The sequence below is a fragment of the Archangium lansingense genome, assembly GCF_026626635.1.
Lineage (GTDB): Bacteria > Myxococcota > Myxococcia > Myxococcales > Myxococcaceae > Archangium > Archangium lansingense.
In genome coordinates this window covers 13320841-13333055 of the sequence record NZ_JAPNKA010000001.1, presented here as the reverse complement: position 1 = coordinate 13333055, position 12215 = coordinate 13320841, and the positions used below count along the sequence as shown (strand labels likewise).

The 12215-nt window shown below is 67.2% G+C and carries 15 protein-coding genes; 7 read left to right on the top strand and 8 right to left on the bottom strand.

What is annotated here, in order from left to right; translation table 11 throughout:
* Positions 1 to 84: 84 nt before the first annotated feature.
* The 3 genes from OV287_RS53915 to OV287_RS53905 all read right to left on the bottom strand — a co-directional run bounded on the left by OV287_RS53915 (position 85) and on the right by OV287_RS53905 (position 3642).
* Entirely contained in the window at positions 85 to 1380 is a 1296-nt protein-coding gene (locus tag OV287_RS53915; protein ID WP_267541900.1) for a S1 family peptidase, read from the bottom strand.
* Between the two features lie 391 nt (positions 1381 to 1771).
* Positions 1772 to 2506 (bottom strand): hypothetical protein, encoded by a 735-nt coding sequence (locus tag OV287_RS53910; protein WP_267541899.1) that lies wholly within the window; start codon positions 2504 to 2506, stop codon positions 1772 to 1774.
* 134 nt (positions 2507 to 2640) lie between these two features.
* On the bottom strand, positions 2641 to 3642 hold the full coding sequence (locus OV287_RS53905; RefSeq protein ID WP_267541898.1) for a helix-turn-helix domain-containing protein: 1002 nt from the start codon (positions 3640 to 3642) through the stop codon (positions 2641 to 2643).
* Between the two features lie 77 nt (positions 3643 to 3719).
* Here OV287_RS53905 and OV287_RS53900 point away from each other — a divergent pair, with 77 nt between their 5' ends.
* Positions 3720 to 4295, top strand: coding sequence for a GNAT family N-acetyltransferase (locus tag OV287_RS53900; RefSeq protein WP_267541897.1), 576 nt, complete (start codon positions 3720 to 3722; stop codon positions 4293 to 4295).
* 78 nt (positions 4296 to 4373) lie between these two features.
* Here OV287_RS53900 and OV287_RS53895 read toward each other — a convergent pair whose 3' ends face one another.
* Positions 4374 to 4877 (bottom strand): hypothetical protein, encoded by a 504-nt coding sequence (locus OV287_RS53895; protein ID WP_267541896.1) that lies wholly within the window; start codon positions 4875 to 4877, stop codon positions 4374 to 4376.
* 405 nt (positions 4878 to 5282) lie between these two features.
* Between OV287_RS53895 and aac(3) the strand changes: the two genes are divergently transcribed.
* Positions 5283 to 6104 carry an aminoglycoside 3-N-acetyltransferase gene (gene aac(3) / locus OV287_RS53890; protein WP_267541895.1) on the top strand — a complete coding sequence of 274 codons (822 nt, stop codon included), beginning with the start codon at positions 5283 to 5285 and terminating at the stop codon, positions 6102 to 6104.
* A gap of 43 nt (positions 6105 to 6147) precedes the next feature.
* On the opposite strand, the gene OV287_RS53885 is transcribed toward aac(3), so the two are convergent.
* Positions 6148 to 7227, bottom strand: a complete 1080-nt coding sequence (locus OV287_RS53885; protein WP_267541894.1) for a leucine-rich repeat domain-containing protein — start codon at positions 7225 to 7227, stop codon at positions 6148 to 6150.
* Between the two features lies 1 nt (position 7228).
* On the bottom strand, positions 7229 to 7777 hold the full coding sequence (locus OV287_RS53880) for an SMI1/KNR4 family protein (protein WP_267541893.1): 549 nt from the start codon (positions 7775 to 7777) through the stop codon (positions 7229 to 7231).
* Between the two features lie 114 nt (positions 7778 to 7891).
* Here OV287_RS53880 and OV287_RS53875 point away from each other — a divergent pair, with 114 nt between their 5' ends.
* Positions 7892 to 8533: a hypothetical protein gene (locus OV287_RS53875; RefSeq protein WP_267541892.1), complete on the top strand. Its 642-nt coding sequence runs from the start codon at positions 7892 to 7894 to the stop codon at positions 8531 to 8533.
* A gap of 2 nt (positions 8534 to 8535) precedes the next feature.
* On the opposite strand, the gene OV287_RS53870 is transcribed toward OV287_RS53875, so the two are convergent.
* Positions 8536 to 9066 carry a bactofilin family protein gene (locus tag OV287_RS53870; protein ID WP_267541891.1) on the bottom strand — a complete coding sequence of 177 codons (531 nt, stop codon included), beginning with the start codon at positions 9064 to 9066 and terminating at the stop codon, positions 8536 to 8538.
* Between the two features lie 227 nt (positions 9067 to 9293).
* Between OV287_RS53870 and OV287_RS53865 the strand changes: the two genes are divergently transcribed.
* Positions 9294 to 9731 carry a hypothetical protein gene (locus OV287_RS53865; protein ID WP_267541890.1) on the top strand — a complete coding sequence of 146 codons (438 nt, stop codon included), beginning with the start codon at positions 9294 to 9296 and terminating at the stop codon, positions 9729 to 9731.
* A gap of 134 nt (positions 9732 to 9865) precedes the next feature.
* On the opposite strand, the gene OV287_RS53860 is transcribed toward OV287_RS53865, so the two are convergent.
* A complete protein-coding gene (locus OV287_RS53860; RefSeq protein WP_267541889.1) occupies positions 9866 to 10021 on the bottom strand; it encodes a hypothetical protein in 156 nt (51 codons plus the stop codon).
* A gap of 171 nt (positions 10022 to 10192) precedes the next feature.
* On the opposite strand from OV287_RS53860, the gene OV287_RS53855 reads away from it, so the two are divergent.
* The 3 genes from OV287_RS53855 (at position 10193) to OV287_RS53845 (ending at position 12208) form a co-directional block, all read left to right on the top strand.
* Positions 10193 to 11086 (top strand): alpha/beta fold hydrolase, encoded by an 894-nt coding sequence (locus OV287_RS53855; RefSeq protein WP_267541888.1) that lies wholly within the window; start codon positions 10193 to 10195, stop codon positions 11084 to 11086.
* 89 nt (positions 11087 to 11175) lie between these two features.
* Complete coding sequence (locus OV287_RS53850) at positions 11176 to 11739, top strand: hypothetical protein (RefSeq protein WP_267541887.1); 564 nt, start codon at positions 11176 to 11178, stop codon at positions 11737 to 11739.
* Positions 11729 to 12208: a hypothetical protein gene (locus tag OV287_RS53845; protein ID WP_267541886.1), complete on the top strand. Its 480-nt coding sequence runs from the start codon at positions 11729 to 11731 to the stop codon at positions 12206 to 12208. Before OV287_RS53850 ends, OV287_RS53845 begins: the two co-directional genes overlap by 11 nt.
* The last annotated feature ends 7 nt before the right edge of the window (positions 12209 to 12215 follow it).

Genomic DNA, 12215 nt, shown 5'->3' with positions numbered 1-12215 from the left:
TGCCCTCCCATGAGAGCGCGGCAGGGGTCGGGGCTTGTGGGCAAACGCGGCGCGTGGCTCGACACCACGTGCTCTGGGGCAGCCCTACTGCGAGCGGATCTCCAGATCGTGGATGATCAACGCCGTCTCGATGGGGGTGAAGAAGACATCCCAGGAGCACCGCCGAGCCTGGCCATTGGTCGAGATGATCCCCGTGCACGAAGCAGGCTTGTTGTACGGGTTGCCCGCGGTGATGGTTCCCTTCGCGATGACTCCGTTGTTGGGGCTCAGGGAGAACACGGGACCGCCACTGTCCCCTTCTCCGGCCGCGGCCAGGTAATCCAACTGCTCCGCCCGAACCATCGGCCCGTGCAGGCGCGCGCCGCCATCCGAAAAATAGAAGGCGTCCTTCGACTTCGTGACGATACCGCACAGCACACCACTGTAAGCGCCGGAGGTGCACAGATACTCTCCGACCCAGGGATCGGTGGCGCCGTGAACGGGCTTGGTGAACTCGCCGACGAACACTCCACCATCGAAGATACGCGAGCCCGAGCTGCTCACCTTGATGGCAATCGTGTCGTTTTCGCTGATGTACGTCTCGAGGCCATTGGTGCCGTTACCTGGAATGGTACCCAGGGGATCGTTATTCCCGTCCGTGAAGGAAATCCCATTCTGGAAGTAGGAGCAGTGCGCGGCCGTCAGCACGTAGTAGTCATCCGAGAACCAGCCGTTGTACCAGACCCCAAAGCCTGTAGAGCAGCCATTGCCGAACGCACTCCTGATGGCTGCGCCGCCATACCACGGGGCGGTATCGTTCCAGCGGGACAGTGGCGTGGGCCGCTTGCCCGAGCCCAACTCGATGTGGATCGGTGCGCTCTCGAAAAGCGCCAGCCGCGCGACTTCCGCAACCGGGTTTTCCACCTCGACCTTCAGCCCTTGATAGTCCGCCAGCGGCTCGATCCGCGCGATGACGAGCCCGGGAGTCTCAGACGCCTGGAGGAAGAGGCGCCTGGCCTCCGCTCGCAGCTCCTCCTTCGAATAGGGGACCGTCTCCACCACCACATCCACATCGTCCTGGGCGCCGAGCCCGTCGACGAGCGTCACCAGCTCGGCGGGAATCTCCTGTCCCTCCTTCCACAGGACCCTGACCAGGCCCTTGGGCACGTCCAGGACGATTTCGCCAAAGCCAGTGCCGGGGTACCGCTGGATGACCTCATCCAAAGTCCTGGCGGCATCCGTCAGAGGCAACTGGGCCTTCATGAGCTGCTCCGCGGACGCAAACCCGGAAGGCACGTCCTTGCCCGTGATGTCGAGAATGGGCGGGACCACGACGACGTTGCTCGGCGGCGTGGTGTGCGTCACGGGCTTGCCGTCCTGCGCGACTGCGGCTGAACCCATCAGAATGGCAGCCAAGAACATGGGCGTGCGTGCGGCAATCAATGCTTTCACTGTTTCCCCCTCGGTTGAGACTTGATGACAGCCGGTGCCTTCTACATCGCGCGGTTCACACTCACAACATCAATCACATACGAAATACGTGATTCTGTTCGTCAGACATCCATTGCCGCTGGCGGCTGCACCAGGCGTCAGCAATGGCTTTCAAGGTGGCCACGGAGGACCGCCTCGCCCATCTGGCTCCCCCGGAGAGCATCCCCTGTGCTCGAGAGCTGCGCATTCCGGAGCAACTGACCCCTGCCCTCTACCTCGGGTTCCGCGAAGATGCTGTGAAGCGATTCACAGCATCCGGGGAAGGTGTCAAAGGACTCGTTGTGGCGCAGCACGCGCGTGCTCAGCGCGCCACTCCTCCATCCACGCTCGCTGGCACCGGGCGAGGTGTGGCCACCGGCAGCAGGCACTTGCCGCCGTAGGCGACGGTCTGTGGTGGGCACTTCGGCGGTGCGTGCTCGGTGGCTATCCAGCACACGCCTGAGACTTCGCGCTCCAATCCCGCGGCGCACGGCGCACGCTTCTGGTTCTTCACTGGGCGCGGCGCCTCGCCCGAGCGGACCGGCACAGGGTCCATGTGAACGTCCGTGGCCCAGGCCTCCCGTGTCGAATCCCTCCTGCGTGCCTCGGTAACAGGTGACAACGTCACCGGCAGCAGCGCCACCACGAGCACGGCGGCCCCCGCCAGCACCAGCCCCAGACGCCTCCAGTGACGAGGCTCGTCGGAGTCGCCCAGGGCCCGGTCCATGCGCTTCACTCCGTCGCGCACATCCTCGAACATGCACATCAACGTCTCCACGGAGTGCCTGTCGGGGGCCACGGACCAGGGCGAATGCTCCACCTCCAGGGCCACGTAGCCCGGGGACTTCGAGGAGATGCAGCGCACCCGCCAGTCCGTCAGCGGCACCGCTCCGTCCTCGGCGGCGGGCTTGAACACCAGGGCCGTGGCCCCGCTCGTCTCGTGCGTGGCCCGGAAGAGTTCCCCCCTCCTGAGTTCGTCCTGCGGCACCTGCTCGTGGAGTTGGTACGGCCCCAGTTGCTCCGACTCCTCCCATCCTGATTCGGACTTCCGCTCCATGCGTGCTCCTCGCGAGCCTCCCCACTTGCTAGAGGCCTCACGCCCCCGTTTGCACCGAACCAGGCCCTTGCGCCAGGAGGTGCGGGGTGGCTCCGGGGCGTCCTACTCTGCCTCGACGCTCTGCTGGAACTCGTTCATCGTGCTCGAGCCTTTGAGGCGGGAGGTGTGCGCTTCGTTCCGCTCGCCGACCCGTGGCGGCGGCTCCGTGACGGGGCCTCGCCGCGCCAGCGTTGCCATGCACGCGTGAAAGAGGCCTGCTCGGCGAACCCCACGCGGGCGGCGATCTCCCCGAGTGTCAGCAGTCCTTCGTCCAGCAGTTGTTCCGCACGATTGCGGCGCACCTCGTCCAGCACCTCCACGAACGAGGTGCCGCTCAGCGCGAGCCTGCGTTGCAGCGAGCGCACGCTGAGCCCCAGGGCTGGGGCCACCTCGCCGATGGTGGGGGTGGCGGGAAGGCGCTGCATCGCCAGGGCGCGCACGGCCACGAGCAGGGCATCACCTGTGCGCTGCTCGGCGCCCACCAGGGTCTCGAGGGTCGCCAGCAGCCGCGGGTCGGCGCTGCGCAGGGGGGTCGCCCAGTCGCTCGCGGAGAAGTGCAGCGCGGTGCGCCGCGTACCGAACCGCAGGCGGGACGTGCCGAGCAGCTCGACCCACCGCGTGCGCGACTCGGGGTGGGGCTCGGCCAGCTCGAGCCTCGGCAGTTCGAGCGGCCGGCTCGCCAGCGTCCGCATCCGCGCCAGCAGGATGCCGAGCACCAGCAGGTCGCTTTCGAGCTCCCCGGGAAAGGGTGGCTGGTTGACGATCACCACGCGCCGCACGCCGCTCGGCAGCCGCTCGAGGAGCAACTGGACGCCGGGCGCGACGAGCGGAAACACGCGCTGGGCCACCGTGAGCGCCGCCCCCACCGTCGCCGAGGCCGCCGCGAGGTAGTCCACCACGGCCATCATGCCCAGCGGCATCTTCAACCCCACCTCGAGCGGGAGCGTCCGCCGGCCGGTGCGCGCGATGGCCCGTGTCCACAACACCGCGAGCGCCGGGTCATCATCGAGGGGGCTGACCTTCAGCGCCGCAACGTCGACCCCGAAGCGGCCCAGCATCTCGGTGATGGCCTGTGCGGTGGTGGGCACGAGGGGCATGCCACGGTTCTAGCGGGTGGCGCACGAAGACAAAAGACTGGCGCGCCTGGACAAACGCCTGAACGCACTGTAGCCGCATGACTGCCGCGCAATTGCTGGCCCGGGCGTTCCAGGAAGATCCCTTCATCCGCTGGGCGGAGCCCGACCCCGCCCGAAGACAGCGAACGATGACCACGGTGTACGAGGCGAGGTTGGGGTACTCGGGCCGGCATGGCGGGCGGCTGTTCGAGCCCGGGGTCGGCTCGGTGGACTGGATGCCCCCGTCGCACGCGAGCATGGGCCTCGGCGCCATCATCAGCAGCGGCCTGTGGCGGTTGGCGCTCATCACTCCGCCGAAGGTGTGGTGGCGGCTGTCGGCGCACGAAGACGCCGCGATGGCTCGTGTCCGCCCCTTCCTCGGAGACGGCAGCGTCTACCTCGGGTCGCTGGGCGTCGAGCCGTCGCTGGCCGGGCGCGGACACGGGGGCCGGCTGCTCCAGCGCACCTTCACGGAATTGGCGCGGCGGTGGAGGACCTGTGTCCTGCGCACCGAGCAGCCGCGCAATGTCGCCTTCTACCTCAAGCAAGGCTTCACGCTGGTGGACGAGAGCGTGGCTCCGGTGAGCGGGCTCCGCGTATGGGTCTTCTCTCTCCCGCTCGCGAAGACGCGCTGACCCCGGGGGAAGGTGTCAGAGGACTCGCTCCGACACCTCGCCCCCTACGAGCCGGCTGACACCGCCGACGCGTCACGGCTATTTCTGGCACTTGCGGCAGGCCTGGCCGTCAATGGTGCGCGACTCATAGCTGCAGTCGTTCGCGGCTTTTGCTCCAACGCGCACCTTCCCGATGTAGTCCTTGAACTGCACACACACACGGACCATCTTGTCGGGCCCCTGCAGCTCGAAGCGGTAGTCCGCGTTGAGTTCCTGGCACGGCCCGCCCATCGACTTGAGGCGGTCCGTGACGTCCTCCACGCCTCGGGACTCCGTCCTCACCGTGACGCGGAAGTCCTTGATGGGGCAGTTGCCGAAGTCCAGGAAGATGTGGGTGATGTTCTTGTCGCGCTCGAGGTCGATGCAGCGCCTCACTCCGCACTGGTTGTGGTCGTTGTCCTCGGAGTCTTCGGCGGCTTCGAGATACTTCGCCGTGACGCTGGGGGCTGTTGCCTGCGTGGGTTCCGGCTCCACGCCGCCGCAGCCGAAGCCCACCGCGCCCATCATGACCGCCGCCATGAATCCCGCGCTCCAAAGCTTCATCGGAGACCTCTCTTGCGATGCCCGAAGGCGTTCCCGGGATGCGTGTATCGCTTCCCTACTGGCGCAGTGAGCAACCCATGTGCCGCTCGCGAGGGTGTTGGATTCCGAGACCCTCCCATGGCCGAAGAGGCAGGTTCCACGGGACGGTGAGGCAGGGCCGGGTGTGATTCAGGAACGTCGTGAGGAACGCGCGAGGATTCACGCGGCGCTGATGTCGCCACTCAGGTCAGGATGGGGGTCCCAGAAGGGGCGTACGAGCGCTGGGGCCGGGAGTTGAGTCCACTGTTGCCCAGGTAATGGGGAGTGGCACCAGCGAACGTTGTCGCCTTCCCACTCCGTCCAGGTGTCAGCCTTCTGAGGCCGTCTTCCCGAGTCTATGCTCCCTTCTCCGGAGGGAGCACCCAGATGAGGACACCCGCGACCCGTACCAGCTTGAGAGAAGATCTGCGGCGGCTCGGTTTATGTGCTGGCGATGTCGTGATGGTTCATGCCGGCATCCGGAGCCTGGGGCCAGTGCTCGGCGGCGTGAACACCGTGGTTCAGGCGCTGCTCGATGCGGTGGGCGACACGGGCACGCTCATGGCGTACATGGATTGGGAGATCGGGGCCGACGAGGAAGACTTCGAGAACGAGAGCCTTCGCGAGGAGATTCCCACGTTCGACAAGCGCATCGCGCGAGCGGCTCGCGACCACGGCATTCTCGCGGAGACGATTCGGACCTGGCCCGGTGCGATTCGGAGCGACCACCCGGATGCCGGCATGAGTGCGATTGGCTCGCGTGCGGAGTGGCTCTGCGCGGACCATCCACTGCAATACGGGTATGGCCCGGGCTCTCCACTGCACAAGCTGGTGGAGAGTGGCGGCAAGGTGTTGATGCTCGGTGCGCCGCTCGAGACGATCACCTTGCTGCATCACGTGGAGCACCTGGCGAACATCCCCGGCAAGCGAATCATGCGGTACCAGCGGCCGCTTCTGGTGGAGGGCGAGCGGCGCTGGGTCTCGTTCGAGGAGTTCGACACGAGCGATCCGGTGACGGACGAGCTGCTCACGTCCTGCGCGAATTTCTTCACGCTCATCGCGGAGCACTGTCTCGCCGAGGGCGGTGGATGCGCGGGAAAGATCGCGCAAGCTCCGACCTATCTGTTCGATGCACGCCGGCTGGTGAAGTGTGGCGTTACCTGGCTGGAGGAGCGCTATGGGAGCGGCAAGCTTCCAACGGCTCGTTAGGCGCAGCGCGCGGTACCCTTGAGGCACCGCGCCTCCGAGACGCTCAGGACACGCCCACCTTGCAGTCCGGCAACGCACGACGCAGTTGCTCGATTTCCTCCGGGGGAATCGTCGTCCAGTAGAGGTCCAGGGTTCGAAGCCACGGCATCCGGAAGAGGACGGGAGGGAGCGTCTTCAGCGCAGTCGCCTGGAGGTCCAGGAACGTCAGACGTCGAAGCTGCTCCAGTTCATCAGGCAGTGTGCTCAGCCCCGTGCGGTTCAGGTTGAGCGATTCGAGGGACTGGAGCTGACCCAGCTCGGGCGGCAGTGCCGTCAGCGCCGGATTGAAGGACACATCGAGCTTCTTCAGCTTCCCGAGCAGGCCCAGCTCCCGTGGAAGCTGCTGGAGGCCCGTGGTGCGCAGCCACAGCGACTCCAGCTCGGTGAACTCCCCGATCATCGAGGGCAGTTCTCCCAGCTTTCGTCCATTCAGCAGAATCTCCTTCGCCGTGCGAGGAAACGCGTCCAGCACCGCGGCCGGGCCCGCCTTGCCGGACTTGTTCTTCATCGGCAGGGACTCGCCCTCCAGCCCCAGCGGCTCGTCTGGCTCCGCGTCTTCCTCCGTTTCCTCTAGCGCTGCTTCCAGCGCGCCCAGCTCCTCGGCAATCCAGGTGGAGAACGGTCCCAGCTCACTTTCGGGAAGGCTGTCCTCCACGTTCCAGACCACCAGCTCGTCGCTGTCCTCGCTCTTGCCGAAGCAGAACCCGTTGACGTCGTTGAGGTCGCGCGAGGCGAACATCACGAACCGGTAGGCGTGAGTGCCCGCCTCCCGCTCCGCCCGAACCGTCTCCCACGTCCGGTCGGGCTCTCCCATCTGCTGGGCGAGGCTCACCATCCAGCGCGGCGGGAGGAAGGCCAGCGCTGACGCCCCTGTCGACACCCACCGGTAGCCCAGCGCCTTGATGAACTGGACGTACTCAGGAGGAAGCAGGGGCCCGGGGTCGAACGCGGACGCGAACGGCATCACCCGGGGTTCCAGCTCCGCGGTGTAGCGGCCCGCGGAGTGCTTGCCCAGCTTCTGGATCGCCGCCTTCTCCAGGCGCTTCCACGCCGTCGCAGGGGCGGTCTTCTTCGAGGTGGCCACGTCAGGCCTCTGCGTAGGTCTCGATGAACTCGTTGATGGTGTCCACGATGTGCGTGGAGAAGTCCAGGAAGTGTTCAGCGTTCTTGGTGCCCAGCAGCTTCGGGAGCCCGAAGGTCTCGTCATGCTGGTAGGCCACGACGCCCAGCTCGTCCTGCGCGTTGCGGTCGCGCGGATTGAAGCACCAGAAGTTCTCCACCGCGTCGTCGTCGATGCGCTGGAAGAACAGGGCCTCGTTGATGGCCGCTTCCACCTCGGGATCGTCGCCCTCCTGGGCGTCACTCGGATCCGGCGCCGCGGCGTGCAGGTGCTGCGGGTCTTCCATCCCGATGAGCTCCGCCCCGCCGTACAGCACCTTGAACGTGCCGTGGGTGCGCAGGAAGTTCACGTAGCTGGGGGGCAGCTTCAGCGAATACTTCGTCTCCAGCGCCGTCACCTGCTGCTCCGTGAGCGGAGCCGAGAACTCCACCTCCATGTCCTCCTTCGCCTCGGCGAAGTCCTTGAGCCGCTCGACGGCCTCCGCGACCACCTGATTTCCCGCATTCTTCGCCATACGTGCTCCTGTGAGTGCCCGGCGGATGCCCGGGCGTTTCGCTCTCCCCTACCTGCCTTCACGACGGGTGAAAAGCGGACTCTTCGTGTCTACCGTCTTAGAATCCGCGCAACGATGAGCAAGCGGGCTTCGCAAGAGCGTTTCCGGGAGCTGTTGAACGACGTGGCTGGCTGGGCGGCGGGTTTTGGCGGCCGGCTCGTCCTGGGTCCACCCGTGCCGGACGAGGACATCGCCCTCCTTCCGGAGCTGCTGGGGCTTCCCGTGCCCCCTGGAGGCGAGGTGCTCCCGGACGGTCTGCGGGACTTCTGGGGCCTGTGCGCGTTCGCGCGCGTGGAGGTGCCCGACGCGGAGGAAGAAGGCGGCTGGAGGACCCTTCCCGCGAACTTCCGGGTGTATTCACCGGACGAGGTGCTCGACGCCACGCGCTGGGTGCGCATCCCCGACGACGTGACGCTGGGCAACCGCCGCATCACCACCGCGCACCTCTTCGCGCTGGCGGTGAGTGATGTGCTGCCACGCGACGCCCAGTGGTGTGTTGCGGCAGCGCAAGGCTCCCTGCCAGGCCCGGTCATCGTGCACAACCACATGGACGAGCTCCAATGGGCCCGCTTCCAGGACACCGGACGGTACGTCGGGGAGGGGGAGTCCGCGGGCGTGTTTGCTTCGTTCCTGGAGTGGTTCGAGCACTACGTCCGGCACGTCCGCGCGCTGCGCCCCGAGGCCCTGTATCCGGACGGCGTCACCTACAGCGCGTGACGCTACGCGCCGATCTGGAGCTCGCTGCCCGCCGCCTGCATCAACTCCAGCAACTCCTCCTCGCCGCCCTCACTGTCACTCAGGCTCGCGAGCGTGCCGCCGCCAAGGAACTGCATGATGTATTGCTGATGCATCTCGCAGCGCCCCGCCTGGACCGCACCGAGCACCGTCAGGGTATGGGGCTCCCCATGGCCGACGAGGCTCTCGGCGACCTCGCACGTGCCCAGCACGAGCACCGTGCCGTATAGACGCGCCGAGCGGGCCTTCAGGTTGCCCAGCACGAGCAGCACGGACGGCTCCTCGAGGACGAGCGTCTCCACCGTCACGTCCCCCGTGACGACGACGCACGTGGGCTCGCTGAGCTCCAACTTCTGACCGTCCAGACGGGGCCTCAGCTCCACGCCGTGCTGGACCATGGCTTCCAGGTCGACTGGGGCCGCGAGCAGCCCCTCCGCATCGAGCTCGTCCAGCTGGTTCAGCGCGGGCGAGAGGAGGGAGGCATGGGGTTCGAGGATCGATGGCAGGGCGCTCATGGAGAGCCGCGAAGCTAGCACGGGCTGCTCGGCGCAATGGGGCTCTGCATGCTGAGCCCTGGAGGTTCCTCGTGGAAGACTCCTGGGGCGAAATATTTGGAAATCGAAGAGCGGTAAATAGCGCCCCGGCTCCCGAGGTCTGACCAGGCACAACACGACGCGAGACCTCATCGAGAAGTTCGAGAAGGGCCTCGCTTCACCGGGTGTTTGACCGAGGGAGCACTGTCATGAAGCGACTGTTCACGTGGATGTCCGTTGCTATCGCCGTGTATTCGAGCGCTCCGGCGCTGGCGCAGGATCTTCGCAATGCTCCGCCCAGCCACAACGCCGATGCCGTGCGCCAACGGGACAGCCATGAGCGCGAGGCCCGCGAGCGGCGGGAACGAGAGGAGCGGGAGCGGCGGGAGCGGGAGGCCCGCGAGCGCGCCGAGCGAGAGCGGAGGGACCGGGAGGAGCGAGAGCGCCGGGAGCGAGCCGAGCGAGAGCGCCGGGAGCGTGAGGCTCGGGAGAGGCGGGATCGGGCCGAGCGGGAGCGGGAGGCCCGTGAGCGAGCCGAGCGGGAGAGGCGGGAGCGGGCTGAGCGGGAGCGTCGGGAGCGTGAGGCCCGCGAGCGGGCGGACCGGAACCATGGGAACGCGCACGGGGCCTCTGCGGTGCACCGCTAGCCGCTCTTGATGGGGCTCAGCGCCTCTCCATCCAGGAGGCCAGGGAGGCGAGCCATCCGTTCATGGGATGGCTCGCTGCCGCGAGGGGAGCCCGAGGACTCGGGCTCCCGGTACCGCTCCTTCCGGAGGTGTCACTACTCCGGGCAGGGGATACAACGGCCGCGCTCGTCGCGGCAGGTAAAGTCGATCGGGCAGGGGGCCGAGGGCTGCGCAAACGCCAGCGCCGCCGTCCCGCCACCCAGCACGCCCGCGAGGAACACAGCCACCACCATCATGCGCTTCTTCGTCATGGGGCTTCTCCTTGGAATCGCCAGCCATCAATGGCTGGGCACCCAGCACAACGCGTGCGGGTCTCCTCTGTCAATAAGTGGAATTTTCTAGGGCGATGAGCGTGACCGGGGCGCCAGGCCGTCCGGAATCTTCACGTGGTGGGGCGAAGTCCTTGGGGCCATCATCGGGGAATGTCGAGCCCCTCGCCCTTTCGCAGTGAAGCCGCTCGGAGCCGGTATCTGGCCGCCTATGACGGGTGGAGTCAGCAATGGCCGGGGCCCGCGGACACGCGGCTCGTGCAGACGTCCTACGGCGCGACGTTCGTGCGGGGCTCGGGCCCGGCGGATGCGCCGCCTCTCGTGCTGTTGCCGGGCGCCGGGGCCACCTCTCTCATGTGGGCACCCAATGTCCCCGCGCTCGCCGTTCAGCACCGTGTCTGGGCGCTCGACAGCATCGCGGACTATGGCCGCAGCGAGCCCTCTCGCCCGGTGCTCACGGCCCAGGACTTCGTGACCTGGCTGGATGAGCTCACCGCGGTGTTGGCGCCTGGGCGGCCCTTTGGCCTCGCGGGCGTCTCCTATGGAGCGTGGATGGCGGCACAGTACGCGCTGGCGCATCCCGAGCGACTCTCGGGCCTGGCGCTCATCGCACCCGCGGGGACGGTGATGCCCCTGGGCCTGGGCTTCGTCTGGCGGGCGGTGTTGTGCGCGCTGCCTTCGCCCTACTTCACCCGTCGCTTCATGACCTGGCTCGCCAATGATCTGGCGACGAAAGACGAAGCGAGCCAGTTGCAGCTCGAGGAGCGCATCGAGCAGGGCTACCTCGCGATTCGCAGTTACAAGGCGCGCCGGCTGGTCGAGCCCTCCGTGCTGAGCGATGAGCAGCTGCGCGCGCTGCCTTCGCCCACGCTCTTCCTGGTAGGGGAGAACGAGCGCATCTTCTCCGCCTCGGCGGCGCTCGAGCGCCTGCGCGGCGTGGCCCCCAACATCGAGGCGGAGCTCGTTGCGGGAGCGGGGCACGACGTCACCCTCGTGCAGGCCGAGCGCGTCACCGCTCGCCTCCTGGCCCTGTTCGGCCGGGGATGAAGAGGGCCGCGGCTGCTTCTCGACGGAGGGCGAAGCGCGCCTGATTCCTCTTCGTGGCTCCAGGGGAGTCAGTGAGAATCCGCCTCGCGATGACCGAATCTCCGAGTGCGCGGCTGCTCGCCATGTTTCACGAGGCAGAAATCCATTTCGAGTCCGTTGACGACGCATGGCAACGGTCCGAGCACCTCTATCCACTCCTGGGATGGCTGATGGCCAGCTTTCCCGACGAGAGTGCCTTCCGGACGTGCGCGGAATGGCTGCGAGTGTGTGCCTCTCGCGTTGAGGGCAGCGAGCCCGCTGCCACCCTGTTCGCGCAGGCGCGCACGGGCTCTCCCCGTCAGGCCCATATCTCCGCGGGGGGACTGGTGGATCTTCGCAACGAGTGCATCCTGGCGCGGAAGCCCGCGGCCGCGGCGTTCGCGGATGCCGCCAACCACCTCTGCGAAGTCTGGGCCGCTGTGACCACCCATGAAGAGGATGCCGAGACCGAGCCCTGGGGGCGGGCGAATGCGGCAGCGACGGCCATGGTGACGGCCTGGCTGTACCAGCAGGGTCTGGAGGAGGAGGACAAGGCGGCGAGGAAGCTGGCGCGGGTCGAGCTCACGCAGCTCCTGCGCGAGGCCCGGGCAGCGGTGCGCCCGGATGAAGCCTGAGCTGCCGGTGGAGCTGCCGGCTCATTTGCTTCGTCCAGGCATCCGGGGCATGGTCGCCGCGATGGACAAACTGACCCTGCTTCAATCCGTCGCCGTCTTGATGGAGCTCGCGGCGCCGCTCGTGGTCGGTGCGCTCGCTGGACCGATGTTCAAGAGATTCATGTTCCGGAAGCTGCGCTCGCGGTTGGGGCCATGGGTCGAGGAGCTGGTGAACTCCCCGGCCAACCGCCTGTCGAGCCTCTTCTTCGTTGCCGTGATGCTGGGGCTGGCGGTGTTCTGCCATCCATCGAACGTCACGGAGGCGCTCGCCTGGCTCCAGGCACATCCCGGGCTGCTGCCCGTCCAGCCCACGCCGTTCCTGCTCCGGGTCGTCTTCCACGGAGCCGCCTTCTCCTGCGCGTACAATCTCGCCGCCCTCCCGCTGGCTCAGTCTTCACGCGAGGACGGTGAGGCCAGCCGGGCCGGCTAGACGAGGT

What these genes read in the sequence shown, in the direction of transcription:
- OV287_RS53900 (WP_267541897.1), top strand. Translation starts at nt 3,720, where the DNA reads ATGACTGCCGCGCAATTGCTGGCCCGGGCGTTCCAGGAAGATCCCTTC.
- OV287_RS53880 (WP_267541893.1), bottom strand. Translation starts at nt 7,777, where the DNA reads ATGGCGAAGAATGCGGGAAATCAGGTGGTCGCGGAGGCCGTCGAGCGG.
- OV287_RS53850 (WP_267541887.1), top strand. Translation starts at nt 11,176, where the DNA reads ATGACCGAATCTCCGAGTGCGCGGCTGCTCGCCATGTTTCACGAGGCA.
- OV287_RS53860 (WP_267541889.1), bottom strand. Translation starts at nt 10,021, where the DNA reads ATGACGAAGAAGCGCATGATGGTGGTGGCTGTGTTCCTCGCGGGCGTG.
- OV287_RS53875 (WP_267541892.1), top strand. Translation starts at nt 7,892, where the DNA reads ATGAGCAAGCGGGCTTCGCAAGAGCGTTTCCGGGAGCTGTTGAACGAC.
- OV287_RS53865 (WP_267541890.1), top strand. Translation starts at nt 9,294, where the DNA reads ATGAAGCGACTGTTCACGTGGATGTCCGTTGCTATCGCCGTGTATTCG.
- OV287_RS53870 (WP_267541891.1), bottom strand. Translation starts at nt 9,066, where the DNA reads ATGAGCGCCCTGCCATCGATCCTCGAACCCCATGCCTCCCTCCTCTCG.
- OV287_RS53905 (WP_267541898.1), bottom strand. Translation starts at nt 3,642, where the DNA reads ATGCCCCTCGTGCCCACCACCGCACAGGCCATCACCGAGATGCTGGGC.
- OV287_RS53915 (WP_267541900.1), bottom strand. Translation starts at nt 1,380, where the DNA reads ATGGGTTCAGCCGCAGTCGCGCAGGACGGCAAGCCCGTGACGCACACC.
- OV287_RS53845 (WP_267541886.1), top strand. Translation starts at nt 11,729, where the DNA reads ATGAAGCCTGAGCTGCCGGTGGAGCTGCCGGCTCATTTGCTTCGTCCA.
- OV287_RS53910 (WP_267541899.1), bottom strand. Translation starts at nt 2,506, where the DNA reads ATGGAGCGGAAGTCCGAATCAGGATGGGAGGAGTCGGAGCAACTGGGG.
- OV287_RS53855 (WP_267541888.1), top strand. Translation starts at nt 10,193, where the DNA reads ATGTCGAGCCCCTCGCCCTTTCGCAGTGAAGCCGCTCGGAGCCGGTAT.
- OV287_RS53895 (WP_267541896.1), bottom strand. Translation starts at nt 4,877, where the DNA reads ATGAAGCTTTGGAGCGCGGGATTCATGGCGGCGGTCATGATGGGCGCG.